The sequence below is a fragment of the Arthrobacter oryzae genome (assembly GCF_003634095.1).
In the GTDB taxonomy this organism is placed as follows: domain Bacteria; phylum Actinomycetota; class Actinomycetes; order Actinomycetales; family Micrococcaceae; genus Arthrobacter; species Arthrobacter oryzae.
In genome coordinates this window covers 339614-357081 of the sequence record NZ_RBIR01000002.1, presented here as the reverse complement: position 1 = coordinate 357081, position 17468 = coordinate 339614, and the positions used below count along the sequence as shown (strand labels likewise).

Sequence of the window (17468 nt, the reverse complement as noted above, 5' to 3'; positions counted from 1 at the left end):
CTGGTGAGTGGTTGGTATTGCGACGGCGGGTGCTATTGCGTGAGTTTGACGATCGTGGCTCCGTTGGCGTCTACGGGCCCCAGTGTGAAGCCGTTCGCCAGCGACACGTACTGGATGAAGCTCCCGATGATTCCCCTGCAGTTGCCATCACAGGCAACCGAGGAACTGACATCGGGCGACTTGTTGTGGAACGAGTCGGGGAGGCTGTTGTTGCCGCTGAAACTCCAGCCGGCCACCTTGAAGGCCGCAAACGAGATCAGTCCGTACGTGGCGCCGGCTCCGGTGCCGGACACCTTGTTGAAGACCGGCAGCAAGACAACGACGTCGCGGCCGGCGGTGATATCGGCGGCCCAGCGCTGAAGCGTTGCGTCGCAGGCGGCGGGGGCGCTGTTGCCGGGATCGCTTCCGCCTTCGCTGACCGCCAGGTTTATCAGCCCCCCACAGATACCGGGATCGTTGGGGAGCCAGCCGAAGCCGCCTTCGACCGCAGCCCCGGACGGACCGTAATTGCAGCTCGGGTTCGCGCCGCTGCCGTGGCCCTGAAGCAATTGCAGGGTGCCGTCGACGTGTCCCCTGACCTGGCAGATTGAGAAGGTTAGGGGGAATGCCGTTGTGCCGGCAACGGGGCTGCCCCATTGGACCGTCGAAGGGGCCGTGACTTCGGTGCTGTTGAGGCCAAATACTCGGGCAAAAAACAGCGAAACGTTGTTGGCTTGCTTGCCCGCCTCCTGGGCGCCGGCAGTGACTGTGACGGTGCGGGCGGTCTTGTCCAGCGACAAGGACTTCACGTTGCTCAGTCCGTCGCCTGCATTGCTGTTCGCAAGGCCCGCGGCAAGGGTGGAGGTGCTGGAACAGTCGGGGTCATTGACATCCTTGGCACACTTCTGCGCGACGGCTAACGCCGCAGCGTCGGCTCCGTTACGCAACTGGGTCCGTTCTGCATAGAGGACACCGGTGTCGACCGCGAGTGCGCCAAAGCCCAAGAGGACCACCATGAGGATGGCGACGAGGACGCTGATGGCGCCGCGCTCGCCGTGTCCCTCAGCGGTTCCCCTGCCTAGCCGCCGCATACCATGACTCCTTTGCCTTGCATGGGGAATGGGCCGGCAATCCCTGTCATGGTGGCGAGGGTGTAGGTGATGGTGAAGGTCACTTGCGCTCCGGTGGTACACGTGGCGGGACTGACGGTGATATTGGCGTCCGTCAATGCAGGCTTCAGAGCCGTAGCCGCATTCTTGGCCGCGGTGCGCGCGGCCGTGCTGTCGTTTCCTATTGCCATCACGCGCACGCCTTCCCTGGCGGCGCTGGACAGGGAAATCTGGACGTTATAGGCACGGCCGAATTCCATGATGCCCAGCAGCAGCATGACGAGTACCGGAGCCAGGAGCGCGAACTCCACGGCCACGGACCCCCGTTCTTTTGTCGTGGACATAGGGGGCCGCCTTTCTGCCTGTGGCTTGCCGGATTTGGCCGTGTGGCGGCGACTCAGAGCCGCCACCACACATGATGTTTCGAGGCCAGGGGGATTACGGCGCGCAGGAGGCCTGTCCGGCGCCGCCGCCTGCAGCGAACGTCCCATGCGACACGGAGCACTGGATCTGGACAAACGTGTCATGCAAAGTGCCACCGAGGGCAGTGACCGCGATGATGATCACCACGGCTATCAGCGAGACCATGATGCCGTATTCAACGGCGGTCGCGCCGCGCTGGTCGCGGCAAAGAGGGGAAATGATATTACGAAGGAATGAACGCATGGATGCCTCCCAGCGAGGTATTCGGCTGGCCATTAGCGGATTTGAAGTGATGTGGCGGGAGCTAGCTGCACTTGCCGCCGCCGGCCGCGGCGCCCGCTGTGTAAACGTGAGCACCGCCCATGACGCTGCACTGGACCTGCGTGAACGTGTCCTTCAACGTTCCGCCGAGGGCCGTGACCGCAATGATGATTACTACGGCGATGAGGGAAACCATGATGCCGTATTCGACGGCGGTGGCGCCGCGCTGGTCGCGGCGAAGACGGGTTGCGAAAGCGGAGAGGAAGGAACGCATTGGGACTCCTGAGCGAGTTGGGCGGCTGGCCCTGCACCAGCACTGAGAGGAACTTAGCAACCGGCGACACGCCGATGATTCGCCTTTGACGCATCCTGTGCTAAGGCTTCCCAAACTGCAGGTTTCCTGTACATTCCTTGCGCCCATCCTGCGCCGGGCGCGCCTCTTTGCCCGGACGCACAGGAGGACCCCCTCGGCTCTGGGTCCAAGGGGGTCCGGTCTTGGGGCTGCCCGAAGACGGGCGGTCGGGTTACTTGTTGGCGAAAACGCTCATGATGCTCATCACCGTCGGTCCAAGGACCACAATGAACAGCGTCGGGAGGATCGAGAAGATAAGCGGGAAGAGCATCTTGACCGGCATCTTCATGGCGTGCTCTTCAGCCCGCTGGCGCCTCTTGATCCGCATGTCCTTCGCCTGCGAGTTGAGCACGTTTGCAATAGCGATGCCATAGGCGTCGGCCTGGACCACGGCCCTGACGAAGGACCGCAGGTCCGGAACGTCCACGCGCTGGGCCATGGCCAGATAGGCGTCTTTCCGGGAGCGGCCGACTTGAATGTCCTGCAGCGTCCTGATCAGTTCCTCGGCGAGCGGACCCTTGCCGTTTTGTCCTGCTCTCGCCATGGCAGTTTCGAAGCCAAGCCCGGCCTGGACCGAGATGAGCATCTGGTCCAGCGTGTCCGGCAGCTCGAGTTTGATGGCCTCGCGTCGCTTTTGGGCATGATTCCGGAGCAGGATGTCGGGGACAAAGTAGGCAAGCGCCGTGATGCCCACCATTAAGACAACGTTGATAGCCGTTGGACTTCCGGCCACGAGAAAGATCCCCATGACCGCGCCAGCGAGGGCCAACAGAGGCTTGACCATGATGACTCGCCCCAGCGGCCAATCCTTGGGCCGACCGGCACCGGCGAGATGTTTGTCCAGCCACGCCGCATAGCCTTTCGGGGTGATCCTTCGGCTGAAGGCTGCGAATTCACCCGTGGCGGACAGCACGGATCCGGCAGCCTGCGGTCCCAGCCCGAGATTCGACTGGATATTTCGCAACCCGGCCCGGTCGCCGGTGAAGGCAAGCCAGGTCATAATCGAGAGCGGGGCGATGACCGCCAGGATTGCTGCGTAGGCAATAGTTTGCACAGTTCTCTCCCTTCCTCTCAGAACTTCGGCTTGATGAGTCGGCTCAGCCAGAAACCGCCAACGGACAGCAGGACAACGGCAGCTAGGATCATCAGGAAGCCTGGAAAAGTGGTCAGAAATACCTTTGAATAAAGCGGGTTGAAAAGTGTCAGCCCGATGAACATCAGCACCGGGAGCGCCATCAGGACCAAGGCGGAAATCCGCCCTTCGGCGCTGAGCGCCCTGACCTGGCCCCGGAGCTGAGTGCGGTCACGGATGGTCTCGCTGACATTGTCCAGGACGTGGGCGAGGTCTCCGCCGACTTCCCGGTGGATCTCGATGGCCCGGGTTATTGAGGCGAAGTCCTCGTTGTTCGTACGCCGGGCCACTTCCCCGAGCGACTCACCGAGGTCCCGGCCGATCCGGGTCTCGTTCACCACGCGGTTGAGTTCCTCTTTCATTGGGGCCTCATTCTCCTCCGCGGCAGCATCCACCGAGCGGAGCAGACTGTGCCCTGCTCGCAGGCCGCCGGCGAGCATTTGCAGTGAATCCGCCACCTGCTCGTCGAACTTCTTGCGTCGCCGTGAGACCAAGAGATTGAGGAACAGAAGGAGGCCGACCGGTGCCACGAGCAGCATCAGAACGGAGAGGAAGGGGCCCGCCAGAAGGAATCCGAGGACTACTGCCACGAACGTGAGGGCGCCGGCCATGACCAAGTAGTCACCAGGTTGCTTCTTCAGCCCGGCGCTGTCGAGCTTTTCGCGGCTCAGCAGTCCGGAACCGCGGGTGCGGAGGCCCTGGTTCAGTGTGTGCACCGCATGATCTGTCAGCCTCGTCAAGTTGGACGAATGGACCGCCGCCTCCTCCGGACGGCGCCGGGACAGGGGCACAGACCGGGCTTTGAAAACGACGGAGACCATGATGGCAAGTGCCGCGTAAGCGAGAATAAGGCCGGCGGCGAAGATTAGGGGAGACTGGTCCTGCATCGTCACCGCCCCCTGACTGGTGCTGCGCCAAATACCGCCGGCGAAATCGGAATCCCGAGTTCTGCGAAGCGGTCGGTAAACCGCGGACGCACACCGGTGGGGATGGGCTTGCCAAGGAACCTGCCGCTGGCGTCGACGCCAGCGGAGTAGTCGAATACGAAGGCATCCTGCAAGGTAACGATGTCGCCCTCCATGCCCTGGACCTCCGTGATGTGCGTGACGCGGCGTGATCCGTCACGCAGACGGGAGATGTGGACGATCAGGTTGACCGCCGAGGCCACCTGTTCGCGGATGGCCCGCAAGGGCAGGTCCATACCGGCCATCAATACCAGGGTTTCCAACCGGGCAATCGCGTCCCGGGGGGAGTTAGCATGGACCGTGGAGATGGAGCCGTCGTGGCCGGTATTCATGGCCTGCAACATGTCCAGGCACTCCCCGCCGCGGACTTCGCCGACCACAATCCGGTCAGGCCGCATGCGCAGGGAGTTGCGGACCAGGTCCCTGATAGAGATTTCGCCTTTTCCCTCGATGTTCTGGGGCCGGCTTTCCAAACGGACCACGTGGTCCTGCTGCAACTGCAGTTCCACCGCGTCCTCGATCGTGACAATCCGGTCCGAGCTCGGAATGAAGGAAGACAGCACGTTCAACAGGGTCGTCTTTCCGGTTCCGGTACCGCCCGAAACGATGATGTTCAGCCGGGCCAACACGCAGGCCTTCAGCAGCTCCGCCATTTCGGGCGACAGGCTGCCCATCAAAATCAGGTCGTGGACGGTCAGTGGATCGCGGCCGAACTTCCGGATTGTCAGGGCAGGCCCATTGACGGCCAGCGGCGGGATGATGGCGTTGACTCGGGAGCCATCCGAGAGCCTGGCATCCACCAAGGGGGACGATTCATCGATCCGGCGCCCCACATTCGAGACGATCCTTTCGATGACCCGCCGCAAGGCGTCGTCGGAGGTGAACTTGGATTCCGTCAGCTGCAGCTGGCCCTGGCGTTCCACGTAGATCTGGTCGAAGCGATTGACCATCACCTCGGTAACCGTAGGATCATCCAAATAGCGCTGAATAGGACCGTGGCCGAGCACGTCGTCGATGATTTCGCGGATTAGCCGCTGGCGTTCGATCGCAGTGAGCGGGATTTGCTCCTCGTCCACGACGGTCTTCAGTTCGTCCTTGACTGACTGGTGGAGTTCAGCCTCATCGATCGAGGAATCGGTGATGCGCGACCCAAGCCTCTCAAAGAGCGCCTGGCTGGCGCGTTCCTTGAGCGCATTCAGCGCCTCGCTGGCGAGCGACGCCGTCTGCTGGAGCTCCGGGAAGCCGGACTGCGACTCTGCCGCAGTCTTGGCCTCGAGGATCCGCCCCAGCGTGGTCGGCTGGTCCTGCGAAGCAAAGACGTCGACGGCAGCTGGCTTTTCCTCGGGCGCGGAGGCCTGGCCACCGCTGCGCAGTTGTGCAAATCGATCGGTGAGGCTCACTGGACTACCGCCCTTCTGTGGAGTTGCTTGTGTGGCCTTGCTTCCCATTCGGGCTTGAACCGGTCGACCAGTTGGCGGAGACCCTTGAGGGCAGTGTCCCGGCTGCCGTCCTGGAGGACAGGGACACCCTTGTTGGTGGAGAACGGAAGGGTCCTGGAGCGAGGCAACACCACGTCCACGGGGGCCCCAATGGTGGCTTCGACGTCCTTGAGCGACAGCCCCGTACGGCGGTCGGCCATGTTGAGCACGATGTGACGATGTGCCGGCACCAGGTTCAGTTCGTCCAGGATTTGGAACCCGGTCCGCATGCCGCGGATGCTGGGGACGTCCATGCCGCAGATCCACACAGCATCGGTGGCCTGCTCCAGCGTGGCTAGAACGTGTTCGCCCAATCCCGGTGCCGTATCCACGACGATGTACCGGAACTCCTGCCGCAACTGCTCCAGCAGGTGGGAGACGTGGGCGGCGCTGATGCGGTCCATCTCCACAGGCGTCCGGGGAGCGCATAGCGCGTAGATGCCCGCTGGATGAACCGTGAGGTACGTCTTGAGCACCATGGAGTCTTGGCTGGCCGCCCCCATCACAGCGTCCGTGATGGTGAACTCAGGTTCGAGCAACAGCCCGCTGGCCACGTCGCCGAATTGGAGGTCGAGGTCCACGATGACCACACTCATGGGGGCGGCCTTTCCGAGTCCAACCGCGAGGTTGGTGGCCAGAGTCGTCTTGCCGACGCCGCCCTTGGGCGACATCACCGCGATGACGCGTCCGGAGCCGTGGTCGGCGTGCTCGGTGGTCTGCGGGCCGAGACCGCGACGCCGGCCGGCGGCTGCGAGGCTGGCCCGCTCGAGCATGACCCGGATGGTGTCAGGGTCGGCACCAGGATCCAGCAGGTCCCGGACACCGGCACGCATCGCCTGAACGACAGTTTCCGGGCTAGCCGTGACGGCGAGAACCACGCTGATCTCCGGATACTGGAGGTCCATGACGGCCGCTAGCTTCAACGAGTCGGCCACGGGTACGCCGGGACCAAGGATCAGTACTTCGGGCGGCTCGCCCACCATTTGACGCATGATGTCGGCGGGACCTTCAGGGAGGTAATCGGCTTTGAAGACGTGAAGCTCGCCGTGCATTCCGCCGATAGCCAGGCGCACCAGCCGCTCGAAGTCAGTGTTGGGCGTGATCAGGATGAAGCGGCTCATCGGAACAGCCCTGCCGCGTCTACAGTGCCCTTGTCGGACGCGACCGCGTCGCCGGGCTCCTTTGACAAGTAGATCTTGCCGAACTCAGCGGCGAAGACGATCCGCTCGGCGTCGGCAGAGTTCCTGGCCAAGGTGATGAGGTAGCTGCCGTCGCCCTGGGCCTTGGTGGACGAGGTGGATGAGACTTGGCTGGCACCGGCTGCGGTGTCGGAGGTTCCCGTTTGCGTGGCTGCGCCGTCGCTGAACTGCGCCGCGGTCACAAGGACCTTGTGGAAGGTCTGTTGCGTCTTACTTAGCTTGGCGCCGGCTGCACCGTCCGCCCCCGTACCTGCGACGTCCATGGACAGGAAGATGCCGACGGTGTCGCCGGCCTTCAGGATGCCGCCGGCGACGCGCTCGATAGGAAGCTTGAGCGTGATTTCCTGCAGTCCCGTAGGTACCTGGACCCGTGCCGGACCGAGGAATGCGTTCTCGTCCACCATCCGGCTGGAGAGCAGCTGCTCGCCCGGCATCAACGTGACCGCGGTGACCTTTGACCCCAGAGATGCGAGATCCGTGACGCTGTTGTCGGCCAGGGCCAGCTTCGGGACGTCCTTCTTTGTCACCATGGCCGCGATCTTGTCCGCAGCGGTTCCGGCCGGAATGGCCTTTTGCACAACGTAGATTGATTCTGTTTCCGTGCTGGCCAATGCTCGTTTATCTGCGTTCTGAACATATGAGACCAACAATACGGTTCCGATAATTGCCACAAGTAATGCGGCGATGCCTCCCAGCAGGCGTGTTTTCATCGTAACTCCCTAAATATTGCTTATTTGATGAGTTTGATATCGACGGTTCCCAAATCAGTGCCGCCGCCCGAAGAGTTTCCAGTTGAATTAATAGTTTCGAATTTCACGAATTGGCCGATGATGCAGCGATCGTTGCCCCCGGAGCAAGCCAGGGCGCTCGTCATATTGGGGTCGCCTGCAGTGTCCCGGAATTCGTAGTTCCCGTTGTTGCCAAACTTCCAGCCCCACATCTTGAAGGTGGCGTAGCCGATCACGTGGAAGGTGCCGTTCTGGCCTTGGTTCGTGGCGTCATCGAAGACGGGAAAAGCTACCTTGACGTCGCCGCCAGCCAGGATGGTGGTGATCCATCCGCCCAATATGGTGTTGCAGTCGCCCGGCGGGCTGTTGCCGGGATTTGATCCGACCTGGTTGTTGCCTGTCGCTGTCACGGCGACGCATGGCGAACTCCGATCGAGCCACCCCCAGCCGCCCGGGATTTGAGTTCCCGACGGGCCGGTGCAGGTTCCGCCCGGCTTGTAGGAGATCCTCTGGACGTCTCCGGTTGCAACCGCCCCCGAGAGGTTGTAGCAGTTATCGGAGATCGCCAGCGGAAACCCGGACCCACTCGTGGGCGCCGCCCAGGACGCGGCGGCGCCGGTACGGACTGTCGCCGGCGGGGCGTTCAGCGCACTGGCAAACAACTTTGTCAGGAAGCCGGCTCCGTCGGTGCCTAAGGTGGATGTGACCACCCGGACCTGGCCGGGGACGGACAGGTCCACCGAATCAACCGCCGAGACGCCGTCGTTGGAATTGGGTCCTGCGAGTTCGCGGGCCCACCCCAGAGCCTGTGAGACAGTGCATGTTCCCGCTGCGTGGCACCTCTGTGCGACCGCCAGGGCGCCTGCATCCGCAGCGTTCTGTAGCTGGGCTTCTTCGGCATAGATTTCGCCAGTGTCAACGGCAAGTGCGCCAGCTCCGATCAGCACCAGCATCAGCACTGCCACCAGGACGCCGGCCGCGCCCCGCTCGGACTCCTTACCACGCGTGTTCTTCAGGATGCCCCTCAGCCGTGGCATCGCATGGCTCCAGTTCCGCTGACAGTGACAGAGCCACCGAAAATTCCTGTCAGGGAGCTCGCGGTGTAGCCAACCGCCACCTTGGCGTTGCCTGTGCCGCCGGTAGGGCACGCGCCCGTGAAAGTGTAGGTGAATCCGGCTGGATTTAGCCCGGGCGCACCAGCAATTGCGGCCGCCTGCGCGCGGGCTGGATCGTTGAAGATCGCCATGGTCCGTGCAGCTTCGCGGGCCGCTTGGGTGACAGAAATCTGCAAGTTGTAGGTGTACGAAAATTCAATGATCCCGCCAACTAGGGCGAGGAGGATAGGGGCGACAAGGGCGAACTCGACGGCGGCGGCCCCTCGCTCACGTCCCTGCGCTCTAAGCCGGCGCGACGGCAATATGCTGCGCTTCATTGGATCCCCCCAGGGATAGATGCAGCCGAAGGATTAAGAACTGTGCCGCGTCCGCGGAACACGGACGCGGCACAGAGAGTGTTGCTGAGACCTGTGGTCGACCTGCTGGCGCCTAGAAGTTGAAGCGGCCCACGTGGGCCGCGAGGTTTTCGAACCAGGTGTTGAGTGCACCGCCGAAGGCCCCGACACCGACGATGATGAGGAACGCGATAAACGCGACCAGCAGCGAGTATTCCGTCGCGGTGGCTCCCTTTTCGGAGGTGAGCTTGTCCTTGACGCCGGCGACGAAAGCGAGCATTGAGACCATGAGACCAGTCATTTTAGTTTTTCCTTTTCCAGAGATTGAGTAATGAACGAATTTCCAGCAAATCCCCGATTGCTTATTTGCTGGTGCTTCGTTGGGACAACATTTGCACGGGCACAAACGCCGCGGCAATGAGGTTCGATACTCGACTTTCTGGAGGGAAAACATGGGTACCACTCGCCCGCAAAAGGGGTGTACTCAGTTTTTTAGCGAGCGCATCGCTGGATTACTTGGTTTAGTAAGCCGTCTTACTAAGCCGCACCCGCGTATCGGGGCGCGCCCACCTAGGGCAGCAGCAGGATGACGGCCAGGCTGGCGGCCAGCATGGAGGGCCCGTAAGGGACTTCCTTTGGCTTGTTTCCGCGGTTTTTGAGCACCAGAAGCGCGGAGGCCATGCCCCCCGCGACGAACCCCAGGGCCCCGCCGTAGAACAAGTGGGACCAGCCTAGGTAGCCCAAGTACAGCCCAAGTGGTGCTGCAAGCTTCACATCGCCCATGCCGAGGCCGTTTCGGCTGGTCAGAGCAAGAAAAAGGTACAAAACGAACAAAATTACGGCGCCGGCGGCCCCGCGCAGCAGGTTCCCGGCATCGCCGGACACTCCTGCGGCGGCAGCCAACAGCGCCAGGCCCACCCCCAGTAGCGGCAGAACCATCCGGTTGGGCAGCAGGTGGTGGAGCAGGTCGATCCGCGCCAGCTGGACGCCGGCCGCGGCCAGAAGCATGTACGCGGCGAGCTCCGGCGATGGTCCGAAGCGCCATGCCACGAGGGCGCAGAGCGCGAACGTGACCGCCGCCGTCGTAATTCTGCTGCGTGCGTTAAGGGGGTCGGCAAGATGGGGGAGCGCGCGCCGCATGAGCGGTTCGGCCAGCAGGGAGAGGCAGGCGCCCAGGAGGCCAATCCCGGCGATGAAGAGAACCCCGGGCAGGGTCCCGGCCGGCGCGGCGAAGAGCAGGGAGACGGTGCCGGCGGCGGCGGGATCGGACACAGTTCCTCCAGGGATGCGACGGGCCGGCACGGGACAGCGTGCGAAACAGCGAGCACACGGGATGCATCCGGACACCCCATTTTGACCCAAGAGGCCGCGGCAGGCTATTCTTGGTAGTCGTTGTGCGTGTCCTATCTCGATGGTGCGTGCCCGCTTGAGAATCCGGTTGCAGGATAGCTACTCAACGTGCACATTCGAGAGCTCAGGATGACTGGTTACATGGAGCCCTCACCTCTGTTCCGGTAGCGCATAGATAGTAGGTGCACCGTAAGAGTGACGCCTAAAACAAGAACGCCAGAACAAGAACGAGGCAAACACCGTGCGTACGTACACCCCGAAGCCCGGCGATATCAACCGCCAGTGGCACGTCATTGACGCCACCGACGTTGTCCTTGGTCGTCTCGCCAGCCAGACCGCAATCCTGCTGCGCGGCAAGCACAAGGCCACCTTCGCGTCCCACATGGACATGGGCGACTTCGTCATCATTATCAACGCTGAAAAGGTTGCCCTCACCGGCGCCAAGCTGGAGCAGAAGCGCGCATACCGCCACTCCGGTTACCCGGGCGGCCTGACCTCCGTAAACTACGCGGAGCTGCTTGAGTCCAACCCGGTTCGCGCCGTGGAGAAGGCCATCAAGGGCATGCTCCCGAAGAACTCCCTCGCTGCGCAGCAGCTGGGCAAGCTGAAGGTGTACCGCGGTGCCGAGCACCCCCACGCCGCCCAGCAGCCCAAGACTTTCGAAATCACCCAGGTCGCCCAGTAGTCCTGGCCACCAAACAACTTATCTATACAAGGAGAACCGTGGCTCAGAACGAAGAGACCACCGAGGCCGTTGTGGCTGAGGAAAACCTGACCAGCTACACCTCGGAGAGCGGTCCTGCGGAAGCAGAAGCGCCGAAGAAGGAACGCCCGGCACTGACCGTCGCCGGCGCCGCAGTTGGCCGTCGCAAGGAAGCCGTTGCACGCGTTCGCGTTGTACCGGGCTCCGGTAAGTGGACCATCAACGGCCGCGAACTGGCGAACTACTTCCCGAACAAGCTGCACCAGCAGGACGTCAACGAGCCCTTCAAGATCCTCGATCTTGATGGCGCCTACGACGTTATTGCACGCATTCACGGTGGCGGCATCTCCGGCCAGGCCGGCGCCCTGCGCCTCGGCATCGCCCGTTCGCTGAACGAGATCGACACCGAGAACAACCGCGCCACCCTGAAGAAGGCCGGTTACCTGCGCCGCGACGCTCGCGTCATCGAGCGTAAGAAGGCCGGTCTCAAGAAGGCCCGTAAGGCTCAGCAGTACTCCAAGCGCTAAAAAATCGCTTGCACGAAAGCCCGTTTCGCCACTCGGCGGGACGGGCTTTCGCCGTTTAAGCCCGACTTGCCCCGCCGATCGACTAAAGTTGAGTCAATGTCTAGATTATTTGGAACCGATGGAGTCCGGGGCCTGGCGAATGGATTGCTGACCGCCGAGCTCGCCATGCAGCTGTCCCAGGCCGCCGCCGTCGTGCTGGGCCATGACCGCAACACGACCGGGAACCGGCCCCGCGCCGTGGTGGCTCGCGACCCCCGCGCCAGCGGAGAGTTCCTCGGGGCGGCCGTAGAGGCAGGCCTCTCGAGCTCGGGAATCGACGTTTACGACGCGGGAGTACTCCCCACTCCGGCAGCGGCGTACCTCGTGGCCGACCTCGACGCCGACTTCGGCGTGATGATTTCCGCCTCCCACAACCCCGCGCCTGACAACGGCATCAAGTTCTTCGCCCGGGGCGGCCAGAAACTGCCCGACGACGTCGAGGACGCCATCGAAGAGCAGCTTGGCAAGGAGCCCTTCCGTCCGGTGGGCGGCGAGGTGGGGCGGATCCAGCGCTTCGCCGACGCCGAGGACCGCTATATTGTGCACCTGCTCGGCACGCTTCCGTACCGCCTTGAAGGCCTGACCGTGGTCTTGGACTGCGCGCACGGTGCCGCCAGCGGCTGTTCCCCGCAGGTGTTCAAGGATGCCGGCGCCAACGTGATTGTCATCGGCGCCGAACCCGATGGGCTGAACATCAACGACGGCGTGGGGTCTACCCATCTTGGCCCGCTGCAGCGCGCTGTCCTGGAACACGGGGCAGACCTCGGGATCGCCCATGACGGCGACGCCGACCGCTGCCTCGCCGTGGACCATGAAGGCAACGAGGTGGACGGCGACCAGATCATGGCCATCCTGGCCGTTGCCCTCAAGGACTCGGGAAAGCTCAAGGACGATGTGCTGGTGGCCACGGTCATGAGCAACCTCGGCCTGAAGCTGGCCCTCCGCGACGCCGGGATCAGCCTGCGCGAAACCGGTGTGGGGGACCGCTATGTCCTCGAGGAAATGCGCAACGGCGGGTTCAGCCTGGGCGGCGAACAGTCGGGGCACGTGATTTTTGCCGACCACGCCACCACCGGCGACGGTGTGCTGACCGGGCTGCAGCTTGCGGCCCAGGTGGCCCACACCGGACGCCCGCTCAAGGAACTGGCCAAGGTGATGACCAAGTTGCCCCAGGTCCTCATCAATGTCAGGGGCGTGGACCGCACCCGCGTGAATGGTGATGAGGCGGTGGCGGTGGCCGTGGCAATCGCGGAAACCGAACTCGGCGACACCGGCCGCGTCCTGTTGCGCCCCTCCGGCACGGAGCCCGTGGTGCGCGTGATGGTGGAGGCCGGCGACCTGGAAACCGCCCAGGGCGTCGCGGAACGCCTTGCCCAGGTGGTCCGCACTGAGCTCGCGCTGGAACTCGTTTCCGAATAGCCAGCCTGCAACAGTCCCGTCGGCCTCACGCCTACCGGTAGCCCGGAGCGGCCTCTAAGCCGAAGTATTGCTCCAGCGTGGCGATGCCACGGGTGGACATGTCCTTCGCCGCCTCGACGCCGATGAAGCGCAGGTGCCAGGGCTCGTAGTAGTAGCCCGTGATTTCATGCAGCATCCACGGGTAGCGGACCACGAAGCCGAAGCGGTGCGCATTGGCCTTGGCCCAGACCGCGGCCTGCTGCTGGGCGAAGCAGGGCTGGAAGCTGCATGCCCCACCGCCGTCGCCGATGTCGAAGGACCAGCCGGTCTGGTGTTCGGAGTAGCCGGGCCGGGCGGAGACGGTGTCGGCCTCGGCCCGGCCCCGGGTGCGCACGTAGCTGCCGTACGTTGCCGTCTGGGTCTGGAACGACCGGTATCCGCTGGCCAGGGTGATGATGACGCCGTCGGCGGCCGCGGCAGCGAACATCTTCTCCGCCGCGGCCGCCGTCGTGCTGTTCAGCAGCGCAGCCTCGCCCGAAGTGGCCAGGCGAACGGCCGGCCGGGCCAGATCCGGCGGCACGAAAGTGGCGGGGGAGAGCGGCCGGTGCTTGTTGACAACCACCCACGGGCTGGCGGGGTCCGTCAGTGAATGCTGGGGTCCCGGCGCCGCAGCCGACGGCGGGTCCGCCTTCAGGGGCGTTGCCGAGGCCCTGGCAGTCGCGGGCGCCGCGCTGGCGGGAAGCGGCGGGTGCGACGCCGTAGCGGTGGCGCTGGGCGTGGCACTGCCGGTCCCCGTTACCGGGCTGGGGCCCGGTTCCGGCGTGCCGGCCGGCGCGGAAGCTGAGCCGGGGGTGCAGGCGGCCAGGGCGGCGAGGCCGGTGCCTGCCAGCAGGAGGCGGCTGAACGCCCGGCGGCTGGGCGAATCCGGGCCAGCTTCCCGCCTGCCCGATGCCTCGCCCCCGCCTTGGTAGCACATGCGTGCTAGACCTTCCTCAGCAGCATCCGCCGGATGGAGTGGTCCGAGTCCTTGGTCAGCACCAGTTGCGCCCGGCCCCGGGTGGGGAGCACGTTCTCCTCGAGGTTCGGTTCGTTGATGCGCTTCCAGATGTCGCGGGCCGTCTGTTCGGCCTCGGCGTCGGAGAGGGTGGCGTAGCGGTGAAAGTAGGACTCCGGCTGGGCGAAGGCCGTGCTCCGCAGTTTGCGGAACCGGTCCACATACCACTCCTCGATGTACGAGGTCTTCGCATCGACGTAGATGGAGAAGTCGAAGAAATCACTCAGGGCGAGGCCCTGCCGGCCGTCCTGCCGCGCTCGCGCCGGCGCCAGGACGTTCAGGCCCTCGACAATCAGCACGTCCGGCCGGCGCACCACCACTTCCTTGCCCGGCACAATGTCGTAGGTCACGTGGGAGTACCAGGGCGCACGGACTTCCTCGGCGCCGCCCTTGATCTCGCTCACAAACCGCAGCAGGGCCCGCCGGTCATAAGACTCCGGGAAACCCTTGCGTTCCAGCAGTTGACGGCGTCTTAACTCGGCGAGGGGGTAGAGGAAGCCGTCTGTGGTGATCAGCTCCACGTTGGGGGTGCCGGGCCAGCGCCGAAGCATTTCCCGCAAAACGCGCGCGATCGTGGACTTGCCCACGGCTACCGAACCGGCCACACCGATCACGAACGGCGTGCGTTGGGTCTTTTCGCCCAGGAACGTGGTGGTGGCCGCGTGCAGTTGGCCGGCGGCCTCCACGTAGAGGTGCAGGAGCCGGGAGAGGGGGAGATAGACCTCGCGGACTTCCCTCATGTCGAGCGGGTCGCCGAGGCCGCGGAGGCGGAACACGTCCTCTTCATTGAGGGGCTGCTCCATTTGGGCAGCGAGCCGGGACCAGGTCTGCCGGTCCAGCTCCACGAACGGGGAGACGCCGTCCCCGTTCGCTTCATTGCGTTGCAAAGTCACCTTAGAGATTCTGCCCTTCACAGCGCCGAGAGCGAAATGGACTGGCCGGTCGGAGCCGGGACGGAGGCTGGGCAGCCCGGAACCGGGCCGTCCCCGCCGTGTTGTCACACGGCGTCCCCTCCGCAAACCCGCTAGGCTTATGACCATGTGTGGAATCGTTGGATATGTGGGCCACTCAGATGGCCGGGTAAATGCTGGACACAATGCCTTGGGCGTTGTCCTCGAAGGATTGCGGCGCCTGGAGTACCGGGGGTACGACTCCGCGGGTATTGCAGTGGTGGCCGACGGCACCATTTCTTCCCGGAAGAAGTCGGGCAAACTGAGCAACCTTATTGCCGAGCTTGAGGCCAGCCCGTTGCCGGAATCCCTGACCGGGATCGGCCACACGCGCTGGGCGACGCATGGCGGCCCGACGGACCAGAATGCGCACCCGCACCTGTCCGACGAGGGAAAGCTGGCGCTGATCCACAACGGCATCATCGAGAACTTTGCCGAGCTCAAGCTGGAACTCGTGCGCAAGGGCGTCGTGTTCCAGTCCGAGACCGACACCGAAGTGGCGGCCGCCCTGCTGGGCGACATCTACCGCAACCAGATGGGCGGCGACGCTGCCAAGGGCGGGCTCACCCGGGCCATGGAGCTTGCGTGCCAGCGGCTTGAGGGCGCGTTCACCCTGCTGGCCATCCACGCCGACCAGCCGGACGTGGTGGTCGCGGCCCGCCGGAACTCCCCGCTCGTCGTCGGTCTTGGCGAGGGCGAGAACTTCCTCGGCTCCGACGTCTCCGGCTTCATCGACTACACCCGGCGCGCCGTCGAGCTCGGCCAGGACCAGATCGTCACGATCACCGCCGACGCCGTGGAGATCACCGACTTCTACGGCGCCCCCGCCGAGGGCAAGGAATACCACGTCAACTGGGACCCGGCCTCCGCGGAGAAGGGCGGTTTCCCGTCCTTCATGGAGAAGGAAATCCACGACCAGCCGGACGCCGTGCTGCAGACCCTGCTGGGCCGCTCCGACATTCATGGCAACCTGACCCTGGACGAGCTCCGGGTTGATCCGGAACTGCTCAAGAGCGTGGACAAGATCATTGTCCTGGCTTGCGGCACCTCCGCCTACGCCGGGCAGGTGGCGAAGTACGCGATCGAGCACTGGTGCCGGATTCCCACCGAGGTCGAGCTCTCGCACGAATTCCGTTACCGGGATCCGATCGTGGACGAGAACACCCTCATCGTCTCCATCTCCCAGTCCGGCGAGACCATGGACACCCTGATGGCCGTCCGGTACGCCAAGGAACAGGGCGCGAAGACGGTCTCGATCTGCAACACCAACGGGTCCACCATTCCGCGGGAATCCGATGCCGTGCTCTACACGCACGCCGGCCCCGAGATCGCCGTGGCCTCGACCAAGGCATTCCTGGCCCAGATCACCGCCGCCTACCTGCTGGGCCTTTATTTGGCACAGCTGCGCGGCAACAAGTTCCAGGGCGAGATCAAGGACATCCTGGCCGACCTCGGCAAGATTCCGGCCAAGGTCCAGCACATCCTCGACAACGAGGACCAGATCAAGGAACTCGGCCGGTCCATGGCCGACGCCAAGTCCGTGCTGTTCCTGGGCCGCCACGTCGGGTTCCCGGTCGCGATGGAAGGTGCGCTCAAGCTCAAGGAACTCGCGTACATCCACGCCGAAGGCTTCGCCGCCGGCGAGCTCAAGCACGGCCCGATCGCCCTGATCGAGGAAGGCCAGCCCGTCTTCGTGGTGGTCCCGTCCCCGCGCGGCCGCAACTCGCTGCACGCCAAGGTGGTCTCCAACATCCAGGAAGTCCGCGCCCGCGGCGCCCGGACGATCGTGATCGCCGAGGAAGGGGACGAGGCCGTCAAGGCCTACGCCGAGCACGTCTTCTACATCCCGGAGACCCCCACCCTCCTGGCCCCGCTGCTCACCACCGTGCCGCTGCAGATCTTCGCCCTCGCACTCGCCTCGGCCAAGGGGTACGACGTGGACCAGCCTCGCAACCTGGCCAAGAGTGTGACCGTAGAATAACGCCATGATCGTAGGCATAGGCGTAGACGTCGTAGACATTGAGCGGTTCGGGCGCCAGCTCGAGCGCACCCCCGGGCTGCGCGACAGGCTGTTCGTGCCTGCCGAGCGTGAACTGAACACGCGGTCCCTCGCCGCGCGGTTTGCGGCGAAGGAGGCCGTGGCCAAGGTCCTCGGGGCGCCGGCCGGCATGAACTGGCAGGACTGCTGGATCGGGCTGGACCAGAACGGTCCCACAGTCCAGGTCAAGGGCACGGTGCTGGCCGTCGCGGAGTCCAAAGGCGTCAAACGCTGGCACTTGTCCATGAGCCACGACGGCGGGATCGCAACGGCGACCGTCGTCGCCGAGGGCTGATCCGGCGGTCCATGCAGAACCTGAGCGCCAGCATTCCC

The 17468-nt window shown here is 64.2% G+C and carries 20 protein-coding genes; 5 read left to right on the top strand and 15 right to left on the bottom strand.

Annotation, left to right across the window (positions count from 1 at the left end):
- Positions 1-32 precede the first annotated feature (32 nt).
- The 13 genes from C8D78_RS05930 to C8D78_RS05870 all read right to left on the bottom strand — a co-directional run bounded on the left by C8D78_RS05930 (position 33) and on the right by C8D78_RS05870 (position 10348).
- Positions 33-1070 carry a pilus assembly protein TadG-related protein gene (locus C8D78_RS05930; RefSeq protein WP_120951116.1) on the bottom strand — a complete coding sequence of 346 codons (1038 nt, stop codon included), beginning with the start codon at positions 1068-1070 and terminating at the stop codon, positions 33-35.
- Entirely contained in the window at positions 1058-1432 is a 375-nt protein-coding gene (locus tag C8D78_RS05925; RefSeq protein ID WP_120951114.1) for a TadE family protein, read from the bottom strand. Before C8D78_RS05925 ends, C8D78_RS05930 begins: the two co-directional genes overlap by 13 nt.
- 94 nt (positions 1433-1526) lie before the next feature.
- Positions 1527-1754 (bottom strand): Flp family type IVb pilin, encoded by a 228-nt coding sequence (locus C8D78_RS05920; RefSeq protein WP_120951112.1) that lies wholly within the window; start codon positions 1752-1754, stop codon positions 1527-1529.
- A 61-nt stretch (positions 1755-1815) separates the two neighbouring features.
- The gene (locus C8D78_RS05915) at positions 1816-2046 is read right to left on the bottom strand and encodes a Flp family type IVb pilin (protein ID WP_120951110.1); all 231 of its coding nucleotides are present in this window, start codon (positions 2044-2046) and stop codon (positions 1816-1818) included.
- Between the two features lie 250 nt (positions 2047-2296).
- Positions 2297-3178: a type II secretion system F family protein gene (locus C8D78_RS05910; protein WP_120951108.1), complete on the bottom strand. Its 882-nt coding sequence runs from the start codon at positions 3176-3178 to the stop codon at positions 2297-2299.
- 17 nt (positions 3179-3195) lie between these two features.
- A complete protein-coding gene (locus C8D78_RS05905; protein WP_341867108.1) occupies positions 3196-3972 on the bottom strand; it encodes a type II secretion system F family protein in 777 nt (258 codons plus the stop codon).
- 173 nt (positions 3973-4145) lie between these two features.
- Positions 4146-5621, bottom strand: coding sequence for a TadA family conjugal transfer-associated ATPase (locus C8D78_RS05900; protein WP_120951104.1), 1476 nt, complete (start codon positions 5619-5621; stop codon positions 4146-4148).
- Positions 5618-6820, bottom strand: a complete 1203-nt coding sequence (locus C8D78_RS05895) for a CpaE/TadZ family protein (RefSeq protein WP_120951102.1) — start codon at positions 6818-6820, stop codon at positions 5618-5620. Before C8D78_RS05895 ends, C8D78_RS05900 begins: the two co-directional genes overlap by 4 nt.
- Complete coding sequence (cpaB, locus tag C8D78_RS05890) at positions 6817-7509, bottom strand: Flp pilus assembly protein CpaB (RefSeq protein ID WP_244208271.1); 693 nt, start codon at positions 7507-7509, stop codon at positions 6817-6819. Before cpaB ends, C8D78_RS05895 begins: the two co-directional genes overlap by 4 nt.
- A 119-nt stretch (positions 7510-7628) precedes the next feature.
- Positions 7629-8663 carry a pilus assembly protein TadG-related protein gene (locus tag C8D78_RS05885; protein ID WP_120951098.1) on the bottom strand — a complete coding sequence of 345 codons (1035 nt, stop codon included), beginning with the start codon at positions 8661-8663 and terminating at the stop codon, positions 7629-7631.
- Positions 8651-9058: a TadE/TadG family type IV pilus assembly protein gene (locus C8D78_RS05880; protein WP_120951096.1), complete on the bottom strand. Its 408-nt coding sequence runs from the start codon at positions 9056-9058 to the stop codon at positions 8651-8653. Before C8D78_RS05880 ends, C8D78_RS05885 begins: the two co-directional genes overlap by 13 nt.
- Positions 9059-9170: 112 nt before the next feature.
- Positions 9171-9377, bottom strand: a complete 207-nt coding sequence (locus tag C8D78_RS05875) for a Flp family type IVb pilin (protein WP_167467861.1) — start codon at positions 9375-9377, stop codon at positions 9171-9173.
- Positions 9378-9646: 269 nt separating this feature from the next.
- Entirely contained in the window at positions 9647-10348 is a 702-nt protein-coding gene (locus tag C8D78_RS05870; RefSeq protein ID WP_120951092.1) for a prepilin peptidase, read from the bottom strand.
- 319 nt (positions 10349-10667) lie between these two features.
- On the opposite strand from C8D78_RS05870, the gene rplM reads away from it, so the two are divergent.
- The 3 genes from rplM to glmM all read left to right on the top strand — a co-directional run bounded on the left by rplM (position 10668) and on the right by glmM (position 13114).
- Positions 10668-11111, top strand: coding sequence for a 50S ribosomal protein L13 (rplM, locus tag C8D78_RS05865; RefSeq protein ID WP_015937805.1), 444 nt, complete (start codon positions 10668-10670; stop codon positions 11109-11111).
- Between the two features lie 38 nt (positions 11112-11149).
- Positions 11150-11656 carry a 30S ribosomal protein S9 gene (gene rpsI, locus C8D78_RS05860; protein WP_120951090.1) on the top strand — a complete coding sequence of 169 codons (507 nt, stop codon included), beginning with the start codon at positions 11150-11152 and terminating at the stop codon, positions 11654-11656.
- A gap of 96 nt (positions 11657-11752) precedes the next feature.
- Positions 11753-13114, top strand: coding sequence for a phosphoglucosamine mutase (gene glmM, locus C8D78_RS05855; protein ID WP_120951088.1), 1362 nt, complete (start codon positions 11753-11755; stop codon positions 13112-13114).
- Between the two features lie 31 nt (positions 13115-13145).
- Here the strand turns inward: glmM and C8D78_RS19675 are convergent, their stop codons facing one another.
- Together C8D78_RS19675 and coaA are read right to left on the bottom strand one after the other, a co-directional pair.
- Entirely contained in the window at positions 13146-14069 is a 924-nt protein-coding gene (locus C8D78_RS19675) for a M15 family metallopeptidase (protein WP_167467860.1), read from the bottom strand.
- A 5-nt stretch (positions 14070-14074) separates the two neighbouring features.
- Entirely contained in the window at positions 14075-15040 is a 966-nt protein-coding gene (gene coaA, locus C8D78_RS05845) for a type I pantothenate kinase (protein WP_120951086.1), read from the bottom strand.
- Positions 15041-15185: 145 nt separating this feature from the next.
- Here coaA and glmS point away from each other — a divergent pair, with 145 nt between their 5' ends.
- Both glmS and C8D78_RS05835 read left to right on the top strand, forming a co-directional pair.
- A complete protein-coding gene (glmS, locus tag C8D78_RS05840; RefSeq protein ID WP_120951084.1) occupies positions 15186-17078 on the top strand; it encodes a glutamine--fructose-6-phosphate transaminase (isomerizing) in 1893 nt (630 codons plus the stop codon).
- Positions 17079-17082: 4 nt separating this feature from the next.
- Positions 17083-17430 (top strand): holo-ACP synthase, encoded by a 348-nt coding sequence (locus C8D78_RS05835; protein ID WP_018773713.1) that lies wholly within the window; start codon positions 17083-17085, stop codon positions 17428-17430.
- The last annotated feature ends 38 nt before the right edge of the window (positions 17431-17468 follow it).